This window comes from Streptomyces sp. NRRL S-455, assembly GCF_000717875.1.
Lineage (GTDB): Bacteria > Actinomycetota > Actinomycetes > Streptomycetales > Streptomycetaceae > Streptomyces.
On sequence record NZ_JOCT01000019.1, the window covers coordinates 56357 to 79438 of the forward strand.

General features: G+C 72.9%; 18 protein-coding genes and 1 pseudogene. 14 read left to right on the plus strand and 5 right to left on the minus strand.

Annotation, left to right across the window (positions count from 1 at the left end; all coding sequences use genetic code 11):
- Window positions 1-102 precede the first annotated feature (102 nt).
- Window positions 103-1431, plus strand: coding sequence for a DUF5933 domain-containing protein (locus IE97_RS0124170; RefSeq protein ID WP_037835825.1), 1329 nt, complete (start codon window positions 103-105; stop codon window positions 1429-1431).
- Between the two features lie 480 nt (window positions 1432-1911).
- Window positions 1912-2973 carry an N-acetylmuramoyl-L-alanine amidase gene (locus IE97_RS0124175; RefSeq protein WP_030244328.1) on the plus strand — a complete coding sequence of 354 codons (1062 nt, stop codon included), beginning with the start codon at window positions 1912-1914 and terminating at the stop codon, window positions 2971-2973.
- A gap of 15 nt (window positions 2974-2988) precedes the next feature.
- Here the strand turns inward: IE97_RS0124175 and IE97_RS43135 are convergent, their stop codons facing one another.
- Entirely contained in the window at window positions 2989-3297 is a 309-nt protein-coding gene (locus tag IE97_RS43135; RefSeq protein WP_234331853.1) for an alpha/beta hydrolase, read from the minus strand.
- A 463-nt stretch (window positions 3298-3760) separates the two neighbouring features.
- Window positions 3761-4297: pseudogene (locus tag IE97_RS43140) on the minus strand (alpha/beta fold hydrolase); the annotation flags it as partial.
- Between the two features lie 324 nt (window positions 4298-4621).
- Between IE97_RS43140 and IE97_RS0124185 the strand changes: the two are divergent.
- The 11 genes from IE97_RS0124185 (at window position 4622) to IE97_RS0124235 (ending at window position 17130) form a co-directional block, all read left to right on the plus strand.
- Window positions 4622-5878 carry an ATP-grasp domain-containing protein gene (locus IE97_RS0124185; RefSeq protein ID WP_030244330.1) on the plus strand — a complete coding sequence of 419 codons (1257 nt, stop codon included), beginning with the start codon at window positions 4622-4624 and terminating at the stop codon, window positions 5876-5878.
- A gap of 8 nt (window positions 5879-5886) precedes the next feature.
- Window positions 5887-6774 (plus strand): Rossmann-like domain-containing protein, encoded by an 888-nt coding sequence (locus IE97_RS0124190; RefSeq protein ID WP_030244333.1) that lies wholly within the window; start codon window positions 5887-5889, stop codon window positions 6772-6774.
- Entirely contained in the window at window positions 6771-7859 is a 1089-nt protein-coding gene (locus IE97_RS0124195; protein WP_030244336.1) for a PLP-dependent cysteine synthase family protein, read from the plus strand. Before IE97_RS0124190 ends, IE97_RS0124195 begins: the two co-directional genes overlap by 4 nt.
- Window positions 7856-8908, plus strand: a complete 1053-nt coding sequence (locus tag IE97_RS0124200; protein ID WP_030244338.1) for a dipeptide epimerase — start codon at window positions 7856-7858, stop codon at window positions 8906-8908. The genes IE97_RS0124195 and IE97_RS0124200 overlap by 4 nt, the downstream gene beginning before the upstream one ends.
- Window positions 8892-10127 (plus strand): MFS transporter, encoded by a 1236-nt coding sequence (locus IE97_RS0124205; protein ID WP_030244341.1) that lies wholly within the window; start codon window positions 8892-8894, stop codon window positions 10125-10127. Before IE97_RS0124200 ends, IE97_RS0124205 begins: the two co-directional genes overlap by 17 nt.
- Window positions 10124-10915 (plus strand): class I SAM-dependent DNA methyltransferase, encoded by a 792-nt coding sequence (locus tag IE97_RS0124210; RefSeq protein ID WP_030244344.1) that lies wholly within the window; start codon window positions 10124-10126, stop codon window positions 10913-10915. Before IE97_RS0124205 ends, IE97_RS0124210 begins: the two co-directional genes overlap by 4 nt.
- A 17-nt stretch (window positions 10916-10932) precedes the next feature.
- Window positions 10933-12498 (plus strand): ABC transporter substrate-binding protein, encoded by a 1566-nt coding sequence (locus tag IE97_RS0124215; protein ID WP_030244347.1) that lies wholly within the window; start codon window positions 10933-10935, stop codon window positions 12496-12498.
- Window positions 12495-13439 (plus strand): ABC transporter permease, encoded by a 945-nt coding sequence (locus tag IE97_RS0124220; protein WP_420706135.1) that lies wholly within the window; start codon window positions 12495-12497, stop codon window positions 13437-13439. The genes IE97_RS0124215 and IE97_RS0124220 overlap by 4 nt, the downstream gene beginning before the upstream one ends.
- Window positions 13436-14263 carry an ABC transporter permease gene (locus tag IE97_RS0124225; RefSeq protein ID WP_030244355.1) on the plus strand — a complete coding sequence of 276 codons (828 nt, stop codon included), beginning with the start codon at window positions 13436-13438 and terminating at the stop codon, window positions 14261-14263. The genes IE97_RS0124220 and IE97_RS0124225 overlap by 4 nt, the downstream gene beginning before the upstream one ends.
- The gene (locus tag IE97_RS0124230; RefSeq protein WP_037844702.1) at window positions 14260-15873 is read left to right on the plus strand and encodes an ABC transporter ATP-binding protein; all 1614 of its coding nucleotides are present in this window, start codon (window positions 14260-14262) and stop codon (window positions 15871-15873) included. Before IE97_RS0124225 ends, IE97_RS0124230 begins: the two co-directional genes overlap by 4 nt.
- A 147-nt stretch (window positions 15874-16020) precedes the next feature.
- Window positions 16021-17130: an acyltransferase family protein gene (locus tag IE97_RS0124235; protein ID WP_037844705.1), complete on the plus strand. Its 1110-nt coding sequence runs from the start codon at window positions 16021-16023 to the stop codon at window positions 17128-17130.
- 68 nt (window positions 17131-17198) lie between these two features.
- Here the strand turns inward: IE97_RS0124235 and IE97_RS42585 are convergent, their stop codons facing one another.
- The 3 genes from IE97_RS42585 to IE97_RS0124250 all read right to left on the minus strand — a co-directional run bounded on the left by IE97_RS42585 (window position 17199) and on the right by IE97_RS0124250 (window position 22392).
- Window positions 17199-17366, minus strand: coding sequence for a hypothetical protein (locus tag IE97_RS42585; protein WP_199807007.1), 168 nt, complete (start codon window positions 17364-17366; stop codon window positions 17199-17201).
- 205 nt (window positions 17367-17571) lie between these two features.
- Window positions 17572-17793, minus strand: coding sequence for a hypothetical protein (locus IE97_RS0124245; RefSeq protein ID WP_030244364.1), 222 nt, complete (start codon window positions 17791-17793; stop codon window positions 17572-17574).
- Window positions 17794-18351: 558 nt separating this feature from the next.
- The gene (locus IE97_RS0124250; RefSeq protein ID WP_030244366.1) at window positions 18352-22392 is read right to left on the minus strand and encodes a bifunctional nitrate reductase/sulfite reductase flavoprotein subunit alpha; all 4041 of its coding nucleotides are present in this window, start codon (window positions 22390-22392) and stop codon (window positions 18352-18354) included.
- 194 nt (window positions 22393-22586) lie between these two features.
- Between IE97_RS0124250 and IE97_RS0124255 the strand changes: the two genes are divergently transcribed.
- Entirely contained in the window at window positions 22587-22982 is a 396-nt protein-coding gene (locus IE97_RS0124255) for a cell division protein SepF (RefSeq protein WP_030244370.1), read from the plus strand.
- The last annotated feature ends 100 nt before the right edge of the window (window positions 22983-23082 follow it).

Sequence of the window (23082 nt, forward strand, 5' to 3'; positions counted from 1 at the left end):
CGATAGCATGTTCGATCACTCCACTATCGTCACACAAACCGAATAAAACAATTGATACCTATAACAACGCGAATATCCTCGCGCATAAGACGCAGGGGCACGCTGTGGGCCGCAGCGGGTGTCGTGATCCTCGGCTTCCTCATCGCCCTGGAGATGGCCGCGCGTCACTACGGCGTGCAGGGGCCGATCACCACCCAGGTGCGGGAGCTGGTCGTCGCCCCCAAGTCGGGCGCCCTGCTGTATGCCGGGCTGGCGTTGATGATGGTGGTGCTCACCAAGCGGGAACGGTTCCTCGCGCTCGGCACCGCGATCGGGATCGACGTCGTCTTCCTGCTGGTGCGGTGGGCGGCCGGTATCAAGGTGACCGAGGGACATCACTTCGGCAACGGGGCGTGGTGGGTGCTGCTGGGCTGCGGGGTCGTCGCCCTCACGCGCCGCACCGGCGCGGAACGCGTCCTGCTGCTGAAGGGCGTCGGGCTGGGCCTGCTGCTGGTCGCCGGCCGAAAGGCCGGCGACACCTGGCTGCACATCACGTCGAAGGCCCATCCGACGGTGCTCGACCCGTACGTGGCGACCGCCGACCACGCGCTGGGCAACCCCTCGTGGCTGGCGGGCCGGATCGTCACCGCCACCGGCGTGGTCGGCTACAACGTCCTCGACTTCGTCTACGGCCAGCTCGCGGTGGCCGCGGTCCTCGTCGCGCTGTACCAGCTGCGCAACGTGGCGGCCGAGCGCCGCTTCCCGCGCCACTACCTGGTGCGCACCTTCCTGGTCATAGGTCTCCTCGGGCCGGGCATCTACATGATCTTCCCGGTGGTCGGGCCGATCTACGCCTACGGCACCGGCACCGAGCACTGGGACGACATCAGCCTGTGGTGGTCGGACGCGCCGCGCACCGAGCACTGGGCGCTGGCCAACCTGTGGCCGGACATACCGCCGCCGCTCGACCCCCCGCAGTCGATGCCGTTCGACGGGATCACCCCACGCAACTGCATGCCCAGCCTGCACACGGCCTGGGCCGTCGCGATCTTCATCCACACCCGCAAGGGCCCGCGCGCACTGCGGTTCGCGGGCACGTTCTGGCTGATCGCCACGCTCACCGCGACGCTGGGATTCGGCTACCACTACGGCGTGGACCTCGTGGCCGGCGTGGTGTTCACGCTCACGATCGAGGCCGCGCTGCGTGCGCTCGAGCGCGGCTGGGACCGCTCGGGGGCCCTGCTGGTGGCCTACGGGACCACGGTCTTCGCCCTGCTTCTGGTCTCCTACCGCTACCTGCCGGTGGAGATGGCCCGGCATCCGTGGGTGGCCGGGCCGCTGGTCATTCTGGCGATGGTCTCCGTGATCTACGGCTACCTACGGACCGTCAACCGGTGGGAGCCGAAGTCCGTGCCCGCACCGCGGGCGGAACCGCAACCGGAGATGGTCTAGCGACGGCCGGGTGAGCCCGCCCGTCGACCAGAGCGCGCGTATCGCCGCCGGGGATAGCGCGACGGAGGCGGGGTACCCGGCGCGCGGCGGGCGCTCACTCCGGCGTGCGGCCTGTTCCCGCCCCGCATGGTTGCGCTGCCCGCTCTTCGGACACGACGACCGCGCCGACTTTCATACCGCACCCGGCGCTCCACGCCCGCCGGCCCCAGGGGCCACTCACAGCGCCCTGCCCGGTGGGCAGGGCGCGTCGTTATCGCGCCTAATTTGCGAATGTGGGCAGGGCGAGGTGAGCGACGAGACGAGCGGCGGAAGAATACGGATACCTGGCGAGGTTCGCGTGGCAGGCACCGTGGACGAACCGCCCGGACACACTCAGTGGACCGACCCGCTCCCAGGCCAGGGCTCCCCAGTTGCGATCGCATCGTGCATCGCACCGTCTTCAGACCGGCACGCTCGCGCGCCGGAACGGAGGACTGACTCATGGCCACTCCGCTCACCGCCACCCGGCTCGTCGCCGCGCTGAAGGCCGAGGGCTGCGCCGTCCACGAGGTCGGCGGCTGGCGCACCAACAACCGTAACCACAAGGGCCCGTGGGGCCCCGTGCACGGTGTGATGATCCATCACACCGTCACCGGCCCCGGCACGGACGTCGTCGATCTCATCTACCACGGCCACAGCGCCCTGCCCGGTCCGCTCGCCACCGGCTGCATCACCAAGGACGGCGTCGTCCACCTGACCGGGAACGGCCGGGCCAACCACGCCGGCGGCGGCGACGGCGACGTGCTCGACGCGGTCATCGGCGAGTCGTACGGCACGTACCCGCCCCCCACGCACGAACACGACGGCTCGGCCGGCGCGGTCGACGGCAACGCCCGTTTCTACGGCTGGGAGTGCGAGAACAAGGGCGACGGCAGGGACCCGTGGCCGCAGGTCCAGTACGACGCCATCGTCAAGGCCACCGTCGCCGTCTGCCGCGCGCACGGCTGGGGCCACAAGAGCACCATCGGCCACCTGGAGTGGAGCGACTGGAAGCCCGATCCCCGTGGATTCGACATGGCCGGCTTCCGCCGTGACGTCGCCGACGCCCTGGCCCTCCCAGCGGGCCGGTGGAGAGGAGAGGACCCCATGCCCCAGTACGTCAACCTCGGTATCGCCCAGCCGTACCGGCTCGCGCCCGGTGCCTGGAACTCGATCGAGTTCACCTCCGAGTGGGCCGACGAGACCGGCGACCACGCCAGTGGCGGGAGCGTCTTCGCCCGTGGCCCGGCCCGGTTCAGCGGGAGCCTCGGCCTGCGCATCGACGGTCTGCCGGCGGGTGCGGTGGTCCAGGCGCGCATGTCCGAGTACCAGGGCGACCAGCACCGCGCGGAGCACCCGATCCACGAGATCATCGGGACCGGCGGCGGCACCTTCGCGGTCGTCCCCCTGACCAAGCGGCTCCCCTCGGGCCGGAGCATGCGCATCAGGCTGCTGAACCAGTCCGCCGTCCCGGTCACCGTGGCGAGCGCGGTGCTGACCGTGCTGGTCTGGAAGGAGACCTGAGCCGACGTCAGGTGATCAATCGGGCAGACCCGGGCCCGCGCACCGCACGTCCGCCGCGGGAACCGTGCCGCCCACCAGGTAGGCCGCCACGGTCTCGTCCACGCACGCGTTGCCACGGCTCGCGAACACGCCGTGCGAGTAGTCGTCGTCGAGGGTGACCAGGCGTGAGCCGGGCAGCAGACGCCGCAGGCCGCGGGCGCCCTCGACGGGTGTGACGGGGTCGTGCGCGGAGGCGACGAGCAGGACCGGTGGGGCGTCCGGGCTGCCGAGCGCGGTGCGGTGGGCGGGCCGGTGGTGCCAGTAGGCGCAGGTGTTCGCCTCCATGCCCGTCAGCACCGGCCGCGGGTCGAGGCGACGGGTGCGGCGGAGGTCCGTGACGATCTCGCGGGGGCGGGGGGGCCGGACCGTCGGCGCACTTGACGACGCGGTTGGCGGCCTCGTAGTTACGGGAGTCCGGGCTGTCGAAGGGGGTGGCCGGGCGCAGACCGTCCGGGTCGCCGTCGGCCAAGTGGCCGCGCAGGCCGTCGGCGAGGCCCGCCCAGCGTTCGGTGCGGCCCAGGGCGCGGTACACGGCGCGGTCGAACTCCGCCGGGCCGAAGCCCGCCACCGGCCGTGCGGCGAGCTCCCGCCGTACCCGGAGGTACGCGTCCCGTACCGCGGCCGGCGTCCCGCCCAGGCCGAAGCGCCGGGCACGGGCGGCCGTCCAGGCGAAGAAGACGTCGCGCTGGCGCAGCAGGGCCCGGCTCTGCAGCACGTCGAAGTCGTACCAGTCCCACGGGCCGACCACGCTGTCCAGCACCATCCGGCCGACGCGGTGCGGGAAACGGGCGGTGTAGGCCGCGCCGAGGTAACTGCCGTACGAGACACCGAGGAAGCTCGTCCGCGGTTCGCCGAGGGCCGCGCGGATCGCGTCCATGTCGTACGCCGTCTGCTCGGTGGACAGGTACGGCAGCAGACGGCCCGCGTGCCGGGCGCAGTCGCCGGCCATGGCGCGCAGGGAGGCCAGGTACACGCGCTCCGCCCGGGCACCCGTCGGTACCGGGTCGCTTCCCGGGCTGTCGAAGAGGCCGCCCATCGGACCGCAGTCGACGGGAGTGCTCTGTCCGACGCCGCGCGGGTCGAAGCCCACGACGTCGTACGCACGCCGCACGCTCTCGGGGAGTCTGGCGCGCTTGGTGACCGCGTAGGGGAGCCCCGAGCCACCCGGGCCGCCCGGGTTGACCAGGAGGAGGCCGCGCCGTTCGGGGGGTGTGCCCGAGGCGCGTATCCGTGAGACCGCCACCTCGATGCGCGGGCCCGAGGGCCGGTGCCAGTCGAGCGGCACGCTGATCCGCCCGCACTCGACACGCTCCGGCGCGGCCGGCCGGGGGACGGAACCGGGGCAGGTGGCGAAGCGGAGCCGGGAGGACGGCGGGGCCGCCGGGGCCGGAGTCGCGGGGAGCAGGGCGGCGGCGGCCGTCAGGGCGCAGAGCAGCGCGGTGCGGCGTAGGGGAGGGGGCAACAGGTTCTCCGGAAGATCTTTCGCTCAATCAGATGACAATGAAAATGATTATCGATAACGTCGTCGGCGGCAACACCCGGCGCCCTCGCCCCGAGGGATCGCCGGGCTGCCCGCACGCCCCGAACCCACCGCAAGAAAGGGGGAGTTGTGGCTCATCTGTTGGTGGTCGAGAGCTGGGTCGGCTCCATGAGCAGACTGCTGCCGCGGGCGATCCGGGAGAACGGACACGCGTTCACGTTCCTCACCCGCGACCTGCACCACTACCTGCGCTCCGCGCCCGAGGGGACGGCCCACCCCCTGCTCGGGGCCCGCAACGTCATCACCGCCGACACCAACGACGTCGAGGCACTGCTGTCCGAGGCCGAGCGGCTGCACGGGGTGCTCGGCTTCGACGGGGTCGTCACGTCCTGCGACTACTACCTGCCGGCGGTGGCGCGCATCGCGGACCGCCTCGGTCTGCCCGGCCCGGGGGCGGAAGCGGTCCAGAACGCCTGCCGCAAGGACGCCACCCGCCATGTCCTCGCCGACGCCGGGGTGCCGGGACCGCGCTTCGCCGTCCGCGAGGAGTGGGCCGAGATCGCGCGGGCCGCGCGGGAGATCGGCTACCCGCTCGTCGTCAAGCCCGTGGACCTGTGTGCCGGCATGTACGTCCGCCGGGTGGACGACGAAGCCCAGCTCGCCGACGCCTGCCGGGCCCTGGCCGGCTTCCCCGTCAACGCCCGCGGACAGCGACGCACCCCCGTGGTCCTGCTCGAGGAACTGCTGGACGGCCCGGAGGTGAGCGTCGAGACGGTCTCGTACGCGGGCGCGGTCCAGGTGGTCGGCGTGACCGACAAGAGCGTCGGCGGGGCGCCCGCCTTCGTCGAGACCGGCCACATGTTCCCCGCCGCCCTGACCCTCGCCGACACCGAGGCCGCCGAGCAGACCGCCCTGGCCGCGCTCAAGGCCCTCGGCCTGACCGAGGGGGTCGTGGCGCACACGGAGATCAAGCTGACCTCCGCCGGGCCGCGGGTCGTCGAGGTCAACCCCCGGCCCGCCGGGAACCGCATCACCGAGCTCATACGCCACGTCACCGGCATCGACCTCGCCGCCGCGTTCGTCGACGTCGCCCTGGGCCGCGCACCCGACCTGCGGCGCGTCGACACCGGGCTGCGCAGCGCCGCCGTCGGCTTCCTGGTGCCCGGAGCCTCGGGGACCCTTGAGGCGCTGGACGGCGGCGGGCTGCGGGAGCTGTCCGATGTGCTGGAGGTCCAACTCGCCGAGCCCGGAAGGGCGGTGCGGGCGGCGGGCAGCAACAACGAGTACCTGGGGCACGTGATGGCCGGCGACCCCGGCGGACTCGGGGCCCGCGAGCGGGTCGAGAGCCTGCTGGACGGGTTGCGGGCCGGGCTGGTGATCCGGTGAACGCGCTCATCCGCACGGCATCAGGCACCGCGGCCGAGGCGTGGACCACTCCCGCGGCCCTCGCCGCGCCGCCGACGTGCGGCTCGTACGACGACCTCGTGCGCCGCGTACGCGTGGGCGAACTCGGGCCGGACCCGGGCACGTTCCGCGTCGCCGTCGCCTTCACCACCCGGCAGGCCGTCCGGCACGACGGGCGCGGCACCGGCTACCGCAACGAGGTGCTCAGCCTGCGCCTCGCCGAGGCCGTCGGCTCCTGCGCGGTCGAGCCCGGGGCGCTGCCGGACAGCGCGGTCGAGGAATGCGTGGGCGCGGACGTGGCCCGACTGCTGGAGCACCCGCTGCCACCGGTACGCGTGGCGGCCCTGGACGCCTACCTGATGCACGTCCTGCCGCACACCCCGGCCCACGGAGCCGTGCCGGTACCGCTGCCCGCCGGTACGTCCCTCGAGAAGTCCCGCGCCCGGGCCACGGCCGTCGTCGGCCTGCTCGACCTGCCCCCGGGCACCACCGTGCTCGTCGTGGGCGTGGTCAACTCCCTTCTGGAGGAGCTCCGTTCACGCGATCTGCGCTACGTCCCCTGCGATCTCAAGGGAGGCGAGACCGAGTGGGGCGAGCCGGTCGTCGCCGACGCGCTCGCCGCGGCCGGCCGCTGTGACGCGCTGCTCGTCTCCGGCATGACCCTGGGCAACGGCACCTTCGAACCCCTGCGACGGCACGCCCTCACGCACGGCAAGCGGCTGGTGATGTTCGCCCAGACCGGAAGCGCCGTCCTGCCGCGCTTCCTCGGGCAGGGCGTCAGCGCGGTGTGCGCGGAGCCGTACCCGTTCTTCTGGCTCGACGGCGGGCCCGGCGTCGTCCACCGGTACGACGGCTCCGGTCCGGGAGGCGAGCGATGACCGCGACCGCGCTCCGGCCGGCCGCACGACGGGAACTGCTCTCCCTGGTCGGCCGTACCCCACTGGCCCGGATCACCGCGGACCTGCCCGGCCCGCACCCCGGCTTCTGGGCCAAGCTCGAAGGGCTCGCGGCCGGCGGGATGAAGGCCCGGGCCGCCGTGTCCATGCTGCTCGGCGCCCGCGAGCGCGGCGAACTGCTGCCCGGCGCCCCCGTGGTGGAGTCCACCTCCGGCACCCTCGGCATCGGCCTCGCCTTCGCCGGACAGGCCCTCGGCCACCCGATCGTGCTGGTCGGCGACAGCGAACTGGAACCGTCCATGCGGCAGTTGCTGCGCGCGCACGGAGTCAGGCTGGAGATCGTCGACCGGCCGGCCCAGCCCGGTGGCTGGCAGGCCGCCCGCCTCGCCCGGCTGCGGGAGCTGCTCGCCGAACTGCCTGGCGCCTACTGGCCCGACCAGTACAACAACCCCGACAACACCGCCGGTTACGCCTCCCTGGCCGCCGAACTCGCCGTCCAGCTCGACCACCTCGACATCCTGGTGTGCAGCGTCGGCACCGGCGGGCACAGTGCGGGCATCATCGGTCCGCTGCGGCGGCACTGGCCGGCCCTGCGGCTCATCGGCGTCGACGCCACCGGCTCCACCATCTTCGGCCAGCCCGCCCGGCCCCGCCTGATGCGCGGCCTGGGCAGCAGCATCCACCCGCGCAACGTCGCCTACGACGCCTTCGACGAGGTCCACTGGGTCGGCCCCGCGGAGGCCGTGGACAGCTGCCGCGCCCTGGCTCGCGGCGCCTTCGTCAGCGGCGGCTGGAGCACCGGAGCCGCCGCCCGGGTCGCCGCCTGGGCGTCCCGCGTCCATCCCGGAGCGGTCGTCGCCACCGTCTTCCCCGACGGCCCGCACCGCTACCTCGGCACGGTCTACGACGACGACTTCACCACCGCCCACGGCCTCGACCCGTCCACCGCGGCCTCCCGGCCCGTCGAGATACCGCACCCGCACGCGGCGGAAGCCGCCGGCTGGGCCCGCTGCACCCGGGTCGGCGACCCGCTCGCCGCCCCCGCCCCCCAGGAAGAGAGCTCGTGAAGTCCACCCTGCGCACCGTACGACTCGAACTCGCCGAGCCGCTGCGCATCTCCCGTTCCACCATGGCCGCACGCGACGCCGTGTGGCTGACCGTCGAACACGACGGGCTGCGCGGCCACGGCGAAGCCGTCACTAGCGTGTACCAGAAACTCGGCACCGAGACGCTGCTGCGGCTCCTCACCGCCGTCGACCTGGGCCGCTTCGCCGCTCCGGAGAGCGCCCTGGAGGCCCTGCGGGCGGAGGAGAAGCCCTTCGGCGACGTGCCGCCCGCGGTCACCGCCACCGTCGAGGCGGCGCTGCTCGACCTGACCGGCAAGCGCGCGGGCGTCCCCGTGCACCGTCTCCTCGGAGCCACCGTGCCGCCCGTCGCCGCCACCGCCCGCACCATCGGCATCACCGCCCTGAGCCGCGCGGCGGCCGAGGCCCGCCGGCTCGCCGCGAGCGGTTTTCAGGTCATCAAGGTCAAGGCGGGCGCCCCCGACCCCGAGGAGGACGTCGAGCGCGTCCGCGTCATCCGGGACGCCGCCCCCCGCGCCCGGCTCCTCCTCGACCCCAACGGCGCCTGGACCCCGGCTCAGGCGGACGCCCTGCTGCCGCGTTTCGCCGGCCTCGGCGTGGAAGCCGTCGAGCAGCCCGTCGCCCCCGGGGACCCGGAGGCGCTGGCCGCCCTCGCGGAGCGCGCACCGCTGCCCGTCATCGCCGACGAGGACGCCGTCGGGCTGGACGACGTCCGCCGCCTCGCCGGACGCGTCCACGGCGTCAACGTCAAGCTCGCCAAGTGCGGCGGAGTGCACGCCGCCCTGCGCATCGCCGAGTCCGTCGAGGGCAGCGGCACCGAGCTGATGCTCGGCTGCCTGACCGCCAGCAGCCTCGGACTCGCCCCCGCCGTCCACCTGGCCGACCGGGCCCGCTGGACCGACCTCGACGGGCACCTGCTGCTCGCCCACGACCCGTGGACCGGGATCGGCGGCACCGACGGCGTCGTACGGACGACCGGCCGTCCCGGCCTGGGTGTCGAGGAGGTGGTGGTCCGTGAGGACGTGGCATGAGATGCGGCGCTTCCCGCTCGCCGTGCGGCTGCTGCTGGTCAACCAGCTCGGGGTCAACACCGGCTTTTACCTGCTCATCCCCTACCTCGCCACCCACCTCACCGAGAACCTGGGCCTCTCGGCCGCGGTCGTCGGCATCGTGCTCGGCGTCCGCAACCTCAGCCAGCAGGGCCTGTTCATCATCGGCGGCTCCGCCTCCGACCGGCTCGGCGCGCGGGGCGTCATCATCGCCGGATGCGCCCTGCGCACCCTCGGCTTCGCGCTGTTCGCGCTCGGCGACGGACTGGCGGTGCTGCTCGCGGCCTCCGTGCTCAGCGGCGTGGCCGGGGCCCTGTTCAACCCGGCCGTGCGGGCGTACCTCGCCCAGGAGGCGGGGGAGAACAGGGCCGAGGCGTTCGCCCTGTTCAACGTGTTCGCCACGACCGGCGCGCTGCTCGGACCGCTGCTCGGCAGCGTTCTGCTCCTCGTCGACTTCCGTACGTCCGCGCTGACCGCCGCCGGGATCTTCGCGGTGCTCACCGTGGCGCAGGCCCTCGTCCTGCCCGCGCGGAAGGCCGCGCCGAGCGGCGGAGGCGTCCTCGGGGACTGGCGTGAGGTGCTCGGCAACCGGGCGTTCCTGGCCTTCGCGCTCGCCATGGTCGGCATGTTCACCCTGGAGAACCAGCTGTATCTGCTCCTGCCGACCGGGGCGAGGGAGGCCACCGGCTGGGACGGGGCGGCGGGCCTCGTCTTCCTCGTCGGTACGGTGGCCAACCTGACGCTGCAGCTGCGGATCACCAGGAGCCTCAAGACCCGTGGCAGCAGGGGGCGTTGGATCGCCGTCGGGCTCGTGGTGATGGGGCTGGCCTTCCTGCCGCCGGCCTTCGATCCGGGCGCGGTGCCCGTCCTGGCCGGTGCCCTGCTGCTCTACGTCGGCATCATGGTCGCCCAGCCGTTCGTGATGGAGCTGATCCCCGGCTTCGGCCGCCCCGAGCTGACCGGCACCTACTTCGGGATCTTCTACGTCGTCTCGGGTATCGCCGCGGCCCTCGGCAACACCGCCGTCGGCTGGGCCATGGACGCCGGGCAGCACGGCACCGCATGGCTGCCCTGGGTGTGCTGCGCCCTCTTCGGCCTTTCCTCCGCGCTCGGTGTGGCCTGGCTGCACCGGCTCGGCGCCCTGCCCGTGAGCCCCGCTCCCGACGCCACCGCCCCGGCGGGGGAGAGGAGCAAGGTGTGACCAGCGGCAACCTGCTCACCGACCACCCGGAGCTGTACGAGGCCCGCTTCCCCGACGCCGAGCGGCTGGCCGCGCGGTGGGCGGAGGACTGCCTGCGCCGCCACGGGGCCGGGCCGCGCGTGCTGGACATGGGCTGCGGCACCGGCCGCGACGCCGCCGCCCTGCACGCGGCCGGCCGGACCGTGACCGGCGCCGACCTGTCCGAGACGATGCTCGCCCACGCCCGCACCCACCACCCCGGCCCGCGGTACGCCCGCGCAGACCTGCACGCCTTCGATCTGGGCCGCGACGCCTTCGACGCGGTCGTCTGCCTGGACAGCTCCCTGCTGTACTGCCACACCAACGACCAGCTCGACGGCTTCCTCGCCTCCTGCCGCCACGCCCTCGCGCCGGGCGGTCTGCTGGTCGCCGAGATGCGCAACGGCGCGTACTTCCTGGGGCGTACGGATCTGCTCGACCGGCCCGCCGTGGACGAGTTCACCTGGCGGGGCACGGCCTACAGGTCCCGGACGACCCTCGCCGTGGACCGCACCGACCAGCTCCTGCGCCGTACCCGCGTCTGGACCACGGACGACGAAGCCCCGCCCGTCGAACAGCACTCCGCCTGGCGGCTGCTGTTTCCCCACGAGCTGCGGCACTTCCTCACCGGCCACGGCTTCGAGCCGCTCGAACTCCACGACGGCCCCGGCCCCCGCACCGAACCGCCCTGGCAGGAGGACCGGTTGCCCGGCCGGACGACCGACGGCGACCGGCTGCACCTCGTCGCGCGCCTCCCGCACACCCACTGACACCCGAAGGACCAGCCATGCACCACGAACTCCTTCCCGGCCTGCGCCGCCGGGGTTTCCTCACCGCCACCACCGGCGCTGCCGCCCTCGCCCTCGTCGGCTGCGGCACCGGCACCGACGACAAGGCGGACAGCGGCAGCGGAAAGCCGAAGCGCGGCGGACGGCTGCGCGCCGCCTTCGCCGGAGGCGGCGCGAGCGAGACCCTCGACCCGCACCTGGCCAACCTCTTCGCCGACGTCGCCCGCGCCAAGGCCCTCTACGACAAACTCGCCGACTACGACGCCGACCTCTCCGCCCGGCCCCGCCTCGCCGAGAAGTGGGAGCCGAACAAGACCCTCGACCGCTGGCGGGTCACCCTGCGCCGGGCCACCTTCCACGACGGCAGGCCGGTCACCGCGAAGGACGTCCTCCACAGCTACCGCCGCATCGCCGACCCGAAGCGGGCCTTCCGCGCCAAGGCGTCCCTGGAACCCATCGACCTCGACGCCAGCCGTGCCACCGGCGAACGGAGCATCGAGTTCGTCCTCAAGCGCCCCACGGCCGAATTCCCCAACGTCCTGGCGGCGTTCGGCGCGTACATCGTCCCCGAGGACGCGGCCGACTTCGACCGCAAGCCGATCGGCTCCGGCCCCTTCCGCCTCACCTCCTTCGCGCCCGGCCGCTCCGCCGTCTTCCGCCGCTACGAGGACTACTGGGACGGCGCCCCGCACCTCGACGAGCTCGAACTCGTCGTCGCCAACGAGGAGTCCGCCCGCGTCAACGCCCTCCTCGCCGGCCAGGTCGAGTACGCGCACGAACTCAACCCCACCACCGCCCGCGCCCACGAGGGCCGGGGCCAGATCGAGATCGTGCGGCTGCGGAACAGCGCCATGCAGGCGTTCTGCATGAAGACCGACCGGCCGCCCTTCGACGACAAACGGGTCCGCGAGGCGTTCTTCCTCATCGCCGACCGCCGCGAACTCGTCGACGGTGCCCTCTCCGGCGCGGGCGAGATCGGCAACGACCTGTTCGGCAAGGGCTACGAGTACTACGCCGACGGACTGCCCCAGCGCGAACAGGACCTCGACCGCGCCCGTGCCCTGCTGCGGCGGGCCGGCGCGGAGAAACTGAAGGTCACCCTGGACACCTCGGCCGTCGCCGCCGGCTTCACGGAGGCCGCGAGCATCTTCCGCGACCAAGCCGCCAAGGCCGGCGTCACGATCGACGTGAAGACGGGCAGCAAGGACTCGTACTGGAGCGACGTCCTCGACGGCGGCACCCTGTGCTGCTACCGCTCCGGCGCCATGCCCATCGAGGCCCACATCTCGCAGCGGCTGCTCACCGACTCCACCACCAACGCCACCCACTGGCGGCACAAGGACTTCGACGCCCTCTACCAGCAGGCGCAGTCCACCCGCGACAGGACCGAGCGGGCCGCCGTCTACGAGCGGATGCAGCGCCGCCTGCACACCGAGGGCGGCTTCCTGGTCTGGGGCTTCGCCGACTGGATCCTCGGAACGGCCCGCAACGTCAGGGGAGTCGAGACCAAGGCCCCCGCCAACACCCTCGACTGGGCACGCTTCGACAAGGTGTGGCTCACGTGAGACGGTTCGTCGTCCGGCGGCTGCTCCTCGGTCTCGCCCAGACCGTGGCCGTGGTCCTGCTGGTCTTCGCGCTCACCGAGGCGCTGCCGGGCGATGCCGCCGTGGCCCTCGCCGGTGACCAGCCCGACCCCGCGCGCATCGCGGCGATCCGCGAAACCCTGGGCCTGGACCGGCCGGCGTACGAACGCCTGGCGGAGTGGGCCGCGGGCCTGCCGCACGGCGACTTCGGCACCTCGCTCACCTCCGGCCGCCCGGTGGCCCGGTACATCACCGACGGCTTCGGCCCGAGCCTGCTGCTGGCCGCGCTCACCCTGGCCCTGCTCGTCCCGCTCGGCTTCGGACTCGGCGTGCTCGCCGCCCGCCACGAAGGGCGGCCGGTCGACCGGCTGGTCAGCGCCGTGACGCTCGCCGTGTACGCCGTCCCCGAGTTCGCCCTCGGGGTGCTGCTGGTGACGGTGTTCGCCCTGAAGCTGGCCTGGCTGCCGCCGACAGCGGTCGGCTACGGGACGGACCTGCTCTCCCACCCGGCCGTGCTGGTCCTGCCGGTGCTGCTCCTGCTGTCCCGACCGGTGTGCTCCCTGTCCCGGCTGGTCCGGGCCGGCATGGTCGAGGCGCTCGCCTCGCCCTACGCGGCCCACGCCCGCCGCTACGGCGTCCCCGGCGCCCGCGTCCGCTACGCCCACGCGCTGCCGGCCGCCCTCGCCCCGGCCGTCCAGCAACTCGCCCGGACCATCGACTGGCTGCTGTGCGGGGTCATCGTCGTGGAGGCGCTCTTCGTGATCCCCGGCCTCGGGACGGTCCTCCTCAACGCGGTCGCCGAGCGGGACGTGCCGGTGGTGCAGGGGCTGGCCGTGGTCTTCGGCGTGCTGACCGTCGTCCTCAACCTGGGCGCGGACGTGGTGGCGTACCGGCTGACGCCGAGGGCGGGGGTGGCGGCATGACACCCCCACTCGTGTCGGCGCGCCCTGCCGGCCGTCACCTGCTCGGCCTCGCCATGGTCGCCGTGCCCTTGGCCATCGCTCTCCTCGGACCGCTCCTCGCCGGCGCCCCGGGCCCCCGCGGTGCCTCCTTCACCCTCGGCGACGGCCACTGGCTCGGCACCGACTTCGTGGGCCGGGACGTCTGGCAGCAGGTGCTGCGCGGCGGTCGTACCGTCGTACTGACCGCGCTCGCCGCGACGGCCCTCGCCTACCTCGTGGCCCTGCCCGCCGGACTCGTCGGGGCGCTCACCCACCGGCGTCCGCTGGAGGAACTGCTGATGCGGCCCCTTGACGTGCTGCTGGCCGTACCGTCGCTGCTGCTGATCCTGCTGGTGGCGTCCGTGTTCCCGCCGGGTGCCACCGGCCTCGCGCTGCTGGTGGCGCTGGTGAACGTGCCCGACGCCGCCCGGATCGTACGGGCCGCGGCGGCCGAGGCGGCGGCCCGGCCCGCGGTGGAGGCGCTGCGCATGCAGGGCGAGTCGTGGTGGCGCGTCGCCGTCGGTTACGTCGGCCGCTCGGCGCTGCGCACCCTGGCCGCCGACGCAGGTGTCCGGCTGACCGGCGTGCTGTACCTGGTGTCGACGGCCGCGTTCCTGGGCGTGGGCGTCGCCCCGGACGCCGCCGACTGGGCGGTCATGATCGACCGCAACCGCACGGGCCTGTTCGTACAGCCCTGGGCCGTGGTGGTACCCGCGCTGCTGATCGTCGCCCTGACGACGGGCACGAACCTGCTCTTCGACGCCGCGTTGGAGAAGAGCCCGAGAAGGAAGGGACGGCGACTGTGAACGACGAGACGGACGCGACCCCGGAGCCCCTCGCCGAACTCCGTGACCTCCGAGTGGAGGTCAACGCGCACGCCATCGTCGACGGCGTCAGCCTCCGTGTACTCCCCGGCCACGTCACCGCCCTCGTCGGCACCTCCGGCAGCGGCAAGACCACCACCGGCCTCGCTCTGCTGGGCGAGTACCCGCGCGGGGCCCGGGTCACGGGCGGGATACGCAGGCCGCCCGGGACCGGCCCGGTCGGATACGTGCCGCAGCATCCCGCCGCCGTCCTCAACCCCGCCCGCCGCGTCAGCGCCCTGCTCACCGACCTCGCACGCCCTCAGGTTCGCCACCTGCCCCGCCGCGAACGCCGCGGGGCGGCCCGCGCACTGGTCCTACGGGCCCTGTCCGACGCCCAGCTCCCGGACGCCGAACCCCTGTTGCGCCGCTACCCGCACCAACTCTCCGGCGGCCAGCAGCAACGCGTCGTCCTCGCCCAGGCCCTGCTCCACGGCGCCCGCGTCATCGTCGCCGACGAACCCACCACCGGACAGGACGCGCTCACCAAGAGCCGTATCGTCGACCAGCTCGCGGCGGTCGCGGCGCGCGGCATCGCGATCGTCCTGCTCAGTCACGATCTCGACGTCGTCCGCGCCCTGGCCGACGAGGTCCTCGTCCTGCGCGCCGGCCGGGTCGTCGAGTCGGGCCCCGCCGGCCGGCTGTGGCTCGCCCCCCGCCACGAGTGGACCCGCCGGCTCCTCGACGCACAGCACACCACTCGCGCGTTTCACGATCACGATCAGGAACAGGAACAGGGAGAGGAAGCGGACCCCACCCGTACCGGCCGCCATCCCGCCCTGCGCGTACGCGACCTCACCGCCCGGCACCGTGACGGCACCCGGCGCGGCACCACCGTCCTGCGCACCCCGCACCTCGCCCTGCACCCCGGCGAGTGCCTGGCCGTGGTCGGCCGCTCCGGCAGCGGAAAGACCACCCTGGCCCGCTGTCTCGCCGGACTGCACCGGGACCACGACGGCGAGATCCTGCTGGACGGCACCCCGCTGCCCCGAAGCCTCCGGCAGCGCAGCCGGGCCCAGCTGGCTGCCGTGCAGTACGTCTTCCAGGACGCCAGAGCCGCCTTCGACGAGCACCGGCCGGTCCTCGCCCAAGTGGCCCGCACCGCCGTCCGGCTGCGGGGCACCGGCCAGGAGGCGGCCACCGGCGAGGCCCTCACCACCCTCGCGAGCCTCGGGCTCCCGGAGGAACTCGCCCACCGCCGCCCCGGCGAGCTCTCCGGCGGCGAACTCCAGCGCGCCGCCCTGGCCCGCGCCCTCCTCGCCCGCCCCCGGGTCCTGATCTGTGACGAGATCACCTCGGGCCTCGACACCGTCACCCGCCGGGGCATCCTCGACCTGCTCGCCGCACTGGTCCGCGACCGCGACGACCTCGCCGTCGTCCTCATCACCCACGACCTGGACAGCGCGGCCCTCGCTCACCGCGTCGCCGTACTGGACGCGGGCGAAATCGTCGAAGCGGGCCCGGCCCGGCGGATCCTGACCGAGCCGCGGCATCCCCTCACCATCGCCCTCCGGGAGACGAACGCCCGTCTGGACACGTATACGAGGGCATGAACCCAAGCGAGCCGCTCCCGTTACGAGTTGAACAAAGGCACGGCCCTGTGATTAAGGTGCGGGCGATGTTCTGCGCAGACGCCACTCCCTTTCCCTTAATCCGAGCAAGACGAGGCACGGCCGCTTCGAGTTGCTTCGGGAGGGCTCGTGAGTGACACCGTGAGCACGGCCCGCCCGGCGGCCGGAACAGCCCGGGAGCCCCGGAGTACGGAACCGGCCGGGGCGGTCCGCCCCGCCAGGCAGCGGGACGCGTTCTTCGACAACGCCAAGTACTTGGCGATCGTGCTGGTGGCCGTCGGACACGCCTGGGAGCCGCTGCGGCAGGGCAGCAGAGCCGTCACCGCCCTCTACATGCTCGTGTACGCCTTCCACATGCCGGCGTTCATCATCATCTCCGGCTACTTCTCGCGCACCTTCGACGGGAGTCCGGGGCGCCTCAAGCGCCTGGTCACCGGCGTCGTCGTCCCGTACGTGGTCTTCGAGACGGCCTACACCCTGTTCACCCGGTGGACCAGCCAGGCCCCCGGCCGCCCCGTCAGTCTGCTGGACCCCCTGTACCTGACCTGGTTCCTCGCGGCGCTGTTCGTCTGGCGGCTGACCACGCCGGTCTGGCGGCGGGTGCGGTGGCCGCTGCCGGTCGCCCTGGCCCTCGCGATGCTGGCGACGCTCTCGCCGGACATCGGGCACGACCTCGACCTCCAGCGCACCCTGCAGTTCCTGCCGTACTTCGTGTTCGGCCTGCTGCTGCGGCCGGAGCACTTCAGGCTGGTGCGCCGCCGCGAGGCGCGGATCCTGGCCGTTCCGGTGGCCGTGTGCGCCCTGGGGGTGGCGTACTGGGCGGTGCCGCGGATGAACTACGCCTGGTTCTTCCACGCCGACAGCGCCCGTGAACTGGGCGCCCCCCTCTGGTACGGGCCCGTGATGACGCTGGCCGCCTTCGGCTGCTCGGTCGTCCTGGTGGCCTGTTTCCTGGCCTGGGTGCCCGGGCGCCGGACGTGGTTCACCGTACTGGGCGCGGGCACGCTGTGCGGCTATCTGCTGCACGGCTTCCTCGCGCAGGCCGCCAAGTACTGGGGGTGGTACGAGCCGGCCTGGGTCCAGGGACCGGCCGGCCTGGTCGTCGTCACGGCCGTCGCGGCGGCGGTCATGACCGGGTTGTGCACGCCGTCCGTGCGGCGTCTGTTCCGCTGTGTGACGGAACCCGGGATGGAGTGGGCCTTCCGCCGCGCCGCGGGTGACCGGCGGGCCGCGGGGTGACCGCCGTGAGCGGACCCGTGGCAGCGGGCCGCACGACTACCGGCACGGCACCCGGAGGCGCCACTCACTCATGAACTGGGCGCACGGTCCACTGGCGCGACACCGTTCAGCGCCTGCGTCACCTGGTCGTGCGTCTCCTCGGACACCACGCGGGCCTCCTCCACGACGTCACCGCGTTCGCGCACGAGGCTCTCGTAGATCGGCAGTTCTTCATTTCGGGTCGAGTCGGGTTTCACAGGCTTGTCCTATCGCTTTACGGGAGGGGTCTGCGGGGCCCGTGTAAGTCTGCGTCATGCCGTTCTGCGGTGTTACCCACCCCCGTCGTGTCCATATTTCCGTCACGTGCTTCGCGAATTCCCCAACTTTGCGACCGTTCGGCAGGGGCGGGGAGCGGAAAAGGGCCCCGGGAACAGCGTCCCGGGGCCCTTCGCGCGGCTGTTGTCAGAGCGACGTCGTCTGGACGTTCAGGCTCCCGCTCCCGGCGCCACCCTCCGGCGACAGGGCCGCCTGAAGGTTCCCGCAGACCTCGCCGGCCAGCGGTCCGACCACGCCGGAGAGGCTGCCCGCGAGGCCCGCGGAGGCGCCGCCCGCCATGCCGCCGGACACGTTCTCCAGGTCGGCGTCGGAGAGCTCGGCCATGTCGACCTGAGGAGTGAGGTTCATGGGGGTGTTTCCCTTCGCGTGAATGTCTCGCCATGGCGGTGAGCGCAAGTATCGGCGGATTCCCGAAATCCGGTGTTCCGCCGGCGTCCGATCCGCCGTGCGCAGGATCAAAGCACCCCCGGCGGGAGACGGCCAACCGCTCGCCACCGGTTACCCGATGTCATTCGGCGACCGTCTTCACCATCATGACCACGGGGCACAGAAATGCGCCCACTCCTTCACACAGCCCGTCGCCGAGTCACACACGGGAGGTGTTGCGCCCCGTTTTCCGAAGCGGGCACATCGGCGCCAAGTTCCCATGCCGTGACCCGTACCCGGCGCCCGGGCACCAGTACGGCGGGGTCCCGGCACACCGTGTGCAGATGTGCTGGAGGTTGCGAACCCGCGCGTCCCGTCAGGCCGCAGCCGGCTGCGGCAGCCCGGCCGGCAGGAGTTCGACGTGGACCGGGGAGCATGCGGCATGGGCCGGAACCAGCCGGCCACGATCCGCGGCCGGACGACCGCCACCGCCGCCCTCCGCCACGTCCGGACCCCGGGCTGGCGACCCGTCAGCAAGGCTCAGTACACGTCCCGCACGTACCGCTTGTCCGCCGCGAGCTGCTTCACGTACGCGGCGGCCTCCGCCTCACCCAGCCCGCCGTGCGTCACCGCGATGTCCCGCAGCGCCCGGTCCACGTCCTTGGCCATGCGCGAGGCGTCACCGCACACGTAGAAGCGCGCACCGTCCCGCAGCCAGTGCCACAGCTCCGGCCCGTGCTCGCGCATCCGGTCCTGCACGTACACCTTGTTGCGCTGGTCCCGGGAGAAGGCGGTGTCCAGGCGGGTGAGCGTGCCCTCGTCGAGCAGAGCCGTCAGCTCGTCCTCGTAGTAGAAGTCCGTCGACCGGTGCTGCTCGCCGAAGAACAGCCAGTTGGGGCCCTGGTGCCCGAGGGCCTGCCGTTCCTGCAGGAAACCGACGAACGGCGCGACGCCGGTCCCGGGGCCGACCATGACCATCGGCGTCGACGCGTCGGCCGGGGGCCGGAAGTGCGGCGAATGCTGAACGAACACCGGCACCTCGGTGTCCGGCGCGGCATCGGCGAGGAACGGCGAGCACACCCCGCCGCGCGCCCGGCCGTGCAGGTTCTCGTACCGCACCACGGACACCGTCAGCGACACCCGCCGCGGGTCGACGAGTGGGCTGGACGATATGGAGTACAGCCGCGGCTGGAGCCTGCGCAGCACCCCGGCCCACTCCTCGGCGCTCGCCCGGACCGCGTACTCGGCGACGACGTCCACGGCCTGCCGCCCCCAGCTCCACTGCGCCAGACCGTCCTTGTTGTCGGGTCGCAGGAGCCTGCGCAACTCGTGGTCGTCCCCGGCCCGTTCGGCGACGAAGCGCAGCAGGTCGGGGGTGATCCTCGTGATGTCCAGGTGCCGGCGCAGCGCCTCGGCGAACGGCACCTCGCCCACACCGTCCACCTCGACGGCCGCCCCGGCGTCCAGCCCGGTCACCGCCAGCCACTCCTCGACGAGCGCGGGCGCGTTGACCGGCCGCACGCCGAGCGCGTCCCCGGCCTCGTACGTCAGGTCCGTCCCGCTCGTGTCGAAGGTGAACCGCCGGACCTCCTTGCCCGCGCCGGGCCGGCTGAGCAGCCGGTTGCCGACGAGCCGGGCGGTCGTGGCCGGGGGCTTCGGCCTGGGCTCGGGCGCCGGCTTCGGTTCCTCCGTGACGGTGCCGCCCAGCGCCGAGACCACCTGGTCGAGCCACGCCCCGGCGGAGGTGCCGTAGTCCGGCTCGCAGTCCGTACGCGGGGCCAGCCGCACCCCGCCCAGCTCGTCGAGCCGCGCGTCCAGCCGCCGCCCGTGCCCGCAGAAGTCGTCGTACGAGGAGTCTCCGAAGGCGAGCACGGCGTACCGCACCCCGTCCAGCCGCGGGGCCCGTTCGCCGGTGAGCGCGTCCCAGAAGCCGGTGCCGTTGTCGGGTGCGTCGCCGTCCCCGAAGGTGCTGGTGATGAAGAGCAGATCCGCCGTGCGGGCGAGTGTCCCGACGTCGGCCTCGTCCATGCCGACCAGGGTCGTGCGGTGTCCGGTCGAGGTCAGCCGCTCCGCGGTGGCGGCGGCGAACTCCTCGGCGTTCCCCGTCTGCGAGGCCCACAGCACGATCACCTCACGGCCGGCCGGCTCGCGCTCCCGCGGCGGCGCTGCGGTCGCCGTCCGCGAGTACATGCCCGCGAGGACGCCGTTGACCCACAGGGCGTGCTCGGGGGAGAAGGGCGCGTCGGGCGGGAGCACGGGCACGCCGGGGGCGCCCGAGCCGAGCCCGGCCAGGAAGCCGGTGAGGTACTGGCGTTCCTGGGAGGAGAGCACCGGCGGAGGGGAGGGCTCCAGACCGAACGGGTCGGCGCCGCCCGGCGTCACGGTCGTGGGCGTCAGCGCCGGGACGGGGTCCTCCCGCACGGGCGTCGCCACCTTCGCCAGCGACACCGCGCACACCTTGAACTCCGGCTGGAACGACAGCGGATCCACCGCGTCGCTCGTCACCGCGTTGATGCTCAGGTACTCACCGAACAGGTCGTTCCAGTGGAACGGCGCGAAGCAGCACCCCGGCCGCACGCGGTCCGTCACGACGGCCGGCAGCACGGCCCGCCCACGCCGCGAGGCGACCTCGACCAGATCGCCCTCCGCGACGCCGAGCGTGTCCGCGTCCCGCGGGTGGACCTCCACGAAGGGCCCGGAGTTCAGCTTGTTGAGCTTGGCGACCTTCCCGGTCTTGGTGAGCGTGTGCCACTGGTGCTGCACCCGCCCCGTGTTGAGCACGAACGGATAGTCGTCGTCGGGCATCTCGGCGGCGGGCAGGTGCGGCCGGGCGAAGAACACGGCACGACCGCCGGCCGTCGGGAAGCGCAACTCACCGTCCCCGACGTACCGGACGGGGTTGCGCGCCGGCCCGTCCTCCCGCGCGGCCGGCCATTGCACGGGCGTCTCACGCAGCCGCTCGTAGGACACCCCGCGCAGGTCCCACCCGGTCTTCGGGTTCCAGAACCGCCGGATCTCCTCGAAGACCTGCTCGGCGCTGTCGTACGAGAACCCCTTCTCGTACCCCATCGCGCACGCCACCTCTGCGATGATCCGCCAGTCGGCCATCGCCTCCCCGGGCGGGTCCGCGGCCTGCCGGGTCAGTGTGAGATTGCGCTCGCTGTTGACGAAGACGCCGTCCGCCTCGGTCCACATCGCGCCCGGCAGGACGACATCGGCGTACGCGTTCGTCTCGGTGTCCGTGAACACGTCCTGCGTGACGACGAACTCGGCGGCCTCCAGCCCCTCGATGACCGTACGGCGGTTGGCGACCGAGGCGACCGGGTTGGTGCAGATGACCCAGCAGGCCTTGATCTCCCCGTCGGCCATCCGCCGGAACAGGTCGACCGTGCCCTGCCCGGCGCCGTCCGCGCGCAGCGTCCCGGGCGGCAGCTCCCACAGCTCCTCGGTGAACGCCCGCTCCTCGGCGACCAGCACCGACCGCTGGCCCGGCAGCCCCGGCCCCATGTAGCCCATCTCGCGTCCGCCCATCGCGTTGGGCTGGCCGGTGAGGGAGAACGGCCCGGCGCCCGGACGGCAGATCGCTCCCGTCGCCAGATGCAGATTGACCAGGGCGTTGGTGTTCCAGGTGCCGTGCGTGGACTGGTTGAGCCCCATCGTCCAGCAGCTCATCCACCGCTTGCCCGCCGCGCCGATCAACCGGGCGGCCTCGCGCAGGTCGTCCTCGGCGAGCCCCGTGATCTCCGCGACCGCCGCCGGGGCGTAGTCGGCGAGGAACCCGGGCATCGCCTCCCAGCCCTCGGTGTGGGCCGCGACGAACTCCGGGTCGGTGTGCCCGTCCTCGTGCAGCAGGTGCAGCAGGCCGTTCAGCAAGGCGAGGTCGGTGCCCGGCCTGACCTGGAGGAACAAGTCGGCCTTGGCGGCGGTGGCGGTCCGGCGCGGATCGACGACGATCAGTTTGGCGCCGGCCTTGACCCGCTCCATCATCCGCAGGAAGAGGATCGGGTGACAGTCGGCCATGTTCGACCCGATGACGAGAAAGGCGTCCGCCCGGTCGAAGTCCTCGTACGACCCGGGCGGCCCGTCCGCGCCGAGCGACAGTTTGTAGCCGGTGCCGGCGCTCGCCATGCACAGCCGCGAGTTCGACTCGATCTGGTTCGTCCGCACGAACCCCTTGGCCAGTTTGTTCGCCAGGTACTGGGCTTCCAGGCTCATCTGCCCGGACACGTAGAAGGCGACCGCGTCCGGCCCGTGCGCGTCGACGATCCCGCGCAGGCGCCGGGCGGTCTCGGCGATCGCGTCACCCACCGGAGCGGGAACCGGCTCCTCGCCCCGGTCGTCCCGGACCAGCGCGGTGGTCAGCCGGCCGGGCGCGGCGAGCATCTGGGCCGTGGTCGCGCCCTTGGTGCACAGCCGGCCGGCGTTCGCCGGGTGCGCCTTGTCGCCGGACGCCTTCAGAACCGTGCGCCGCCCGTCCGGCCCCATCGCGACATCGAGGAGGAGGCCGCAGCCCACACCGCAGTACGAGCAGACGGTGCGCACCTGCCGCGTCTCCTGCTGAGGTCCGGGGGTCGTGGTCATGCCCTCAAGGGTACGAATCGCCCGTTACACCTCTGTCACATTGCTTGATCACCGGGAGTTACGCCCGTCACACAGGCGCCTTCCGGCCGTTGTGAGGTGTGTCGGGATCGCGGAGCGTGTCGCTGGTGGGCCGAACGGGTGACCGTACGCAACAATTGAACGATGCAGACAGCCAGTGCGAGCCAGGACGGAGCATGCCGGTGAACAGCCACGATGTCACCGACGAACAGTGGGAGGGGCTCGCCCAGGTCGTGCCGCTGCGGGGCCGGGACGCCTGGCCGTCCTCCGTCGGCCACCGCTCCATACCCGAGGCCGAGACCGAGACCCGACGCCGCTTCGTCGTCCTGCGCGTCAACGTCTTCGCCGACGCGCGTGACGTCGCCGAGAGGCTCATGGCGGGCGTGCCGGTGCTGCTCGACCTGACCGGCGCGGAGACGGACGTCGCCAAACGTGTCCTCGACTTCAGTACGGGCGTTGTCTTCGGCCTGGCCAGCGGCATGCACCGCGTCGACCGCAACGTGTTCCTGCTGACCCCGGCGGGGACCGAGGTGACGGGGCTGATGGAGGGGGTCGGCATTCCGGGCGTGTGAGTCCCCTGCCCGAAAGCGGGGTCGCCCGATCGTAGGAAGGCCCCGCAGGCGGAACGGTTCGTCCTGCCGGTGAAGGCCGGCGAAGTCCTACCGTGTCCCG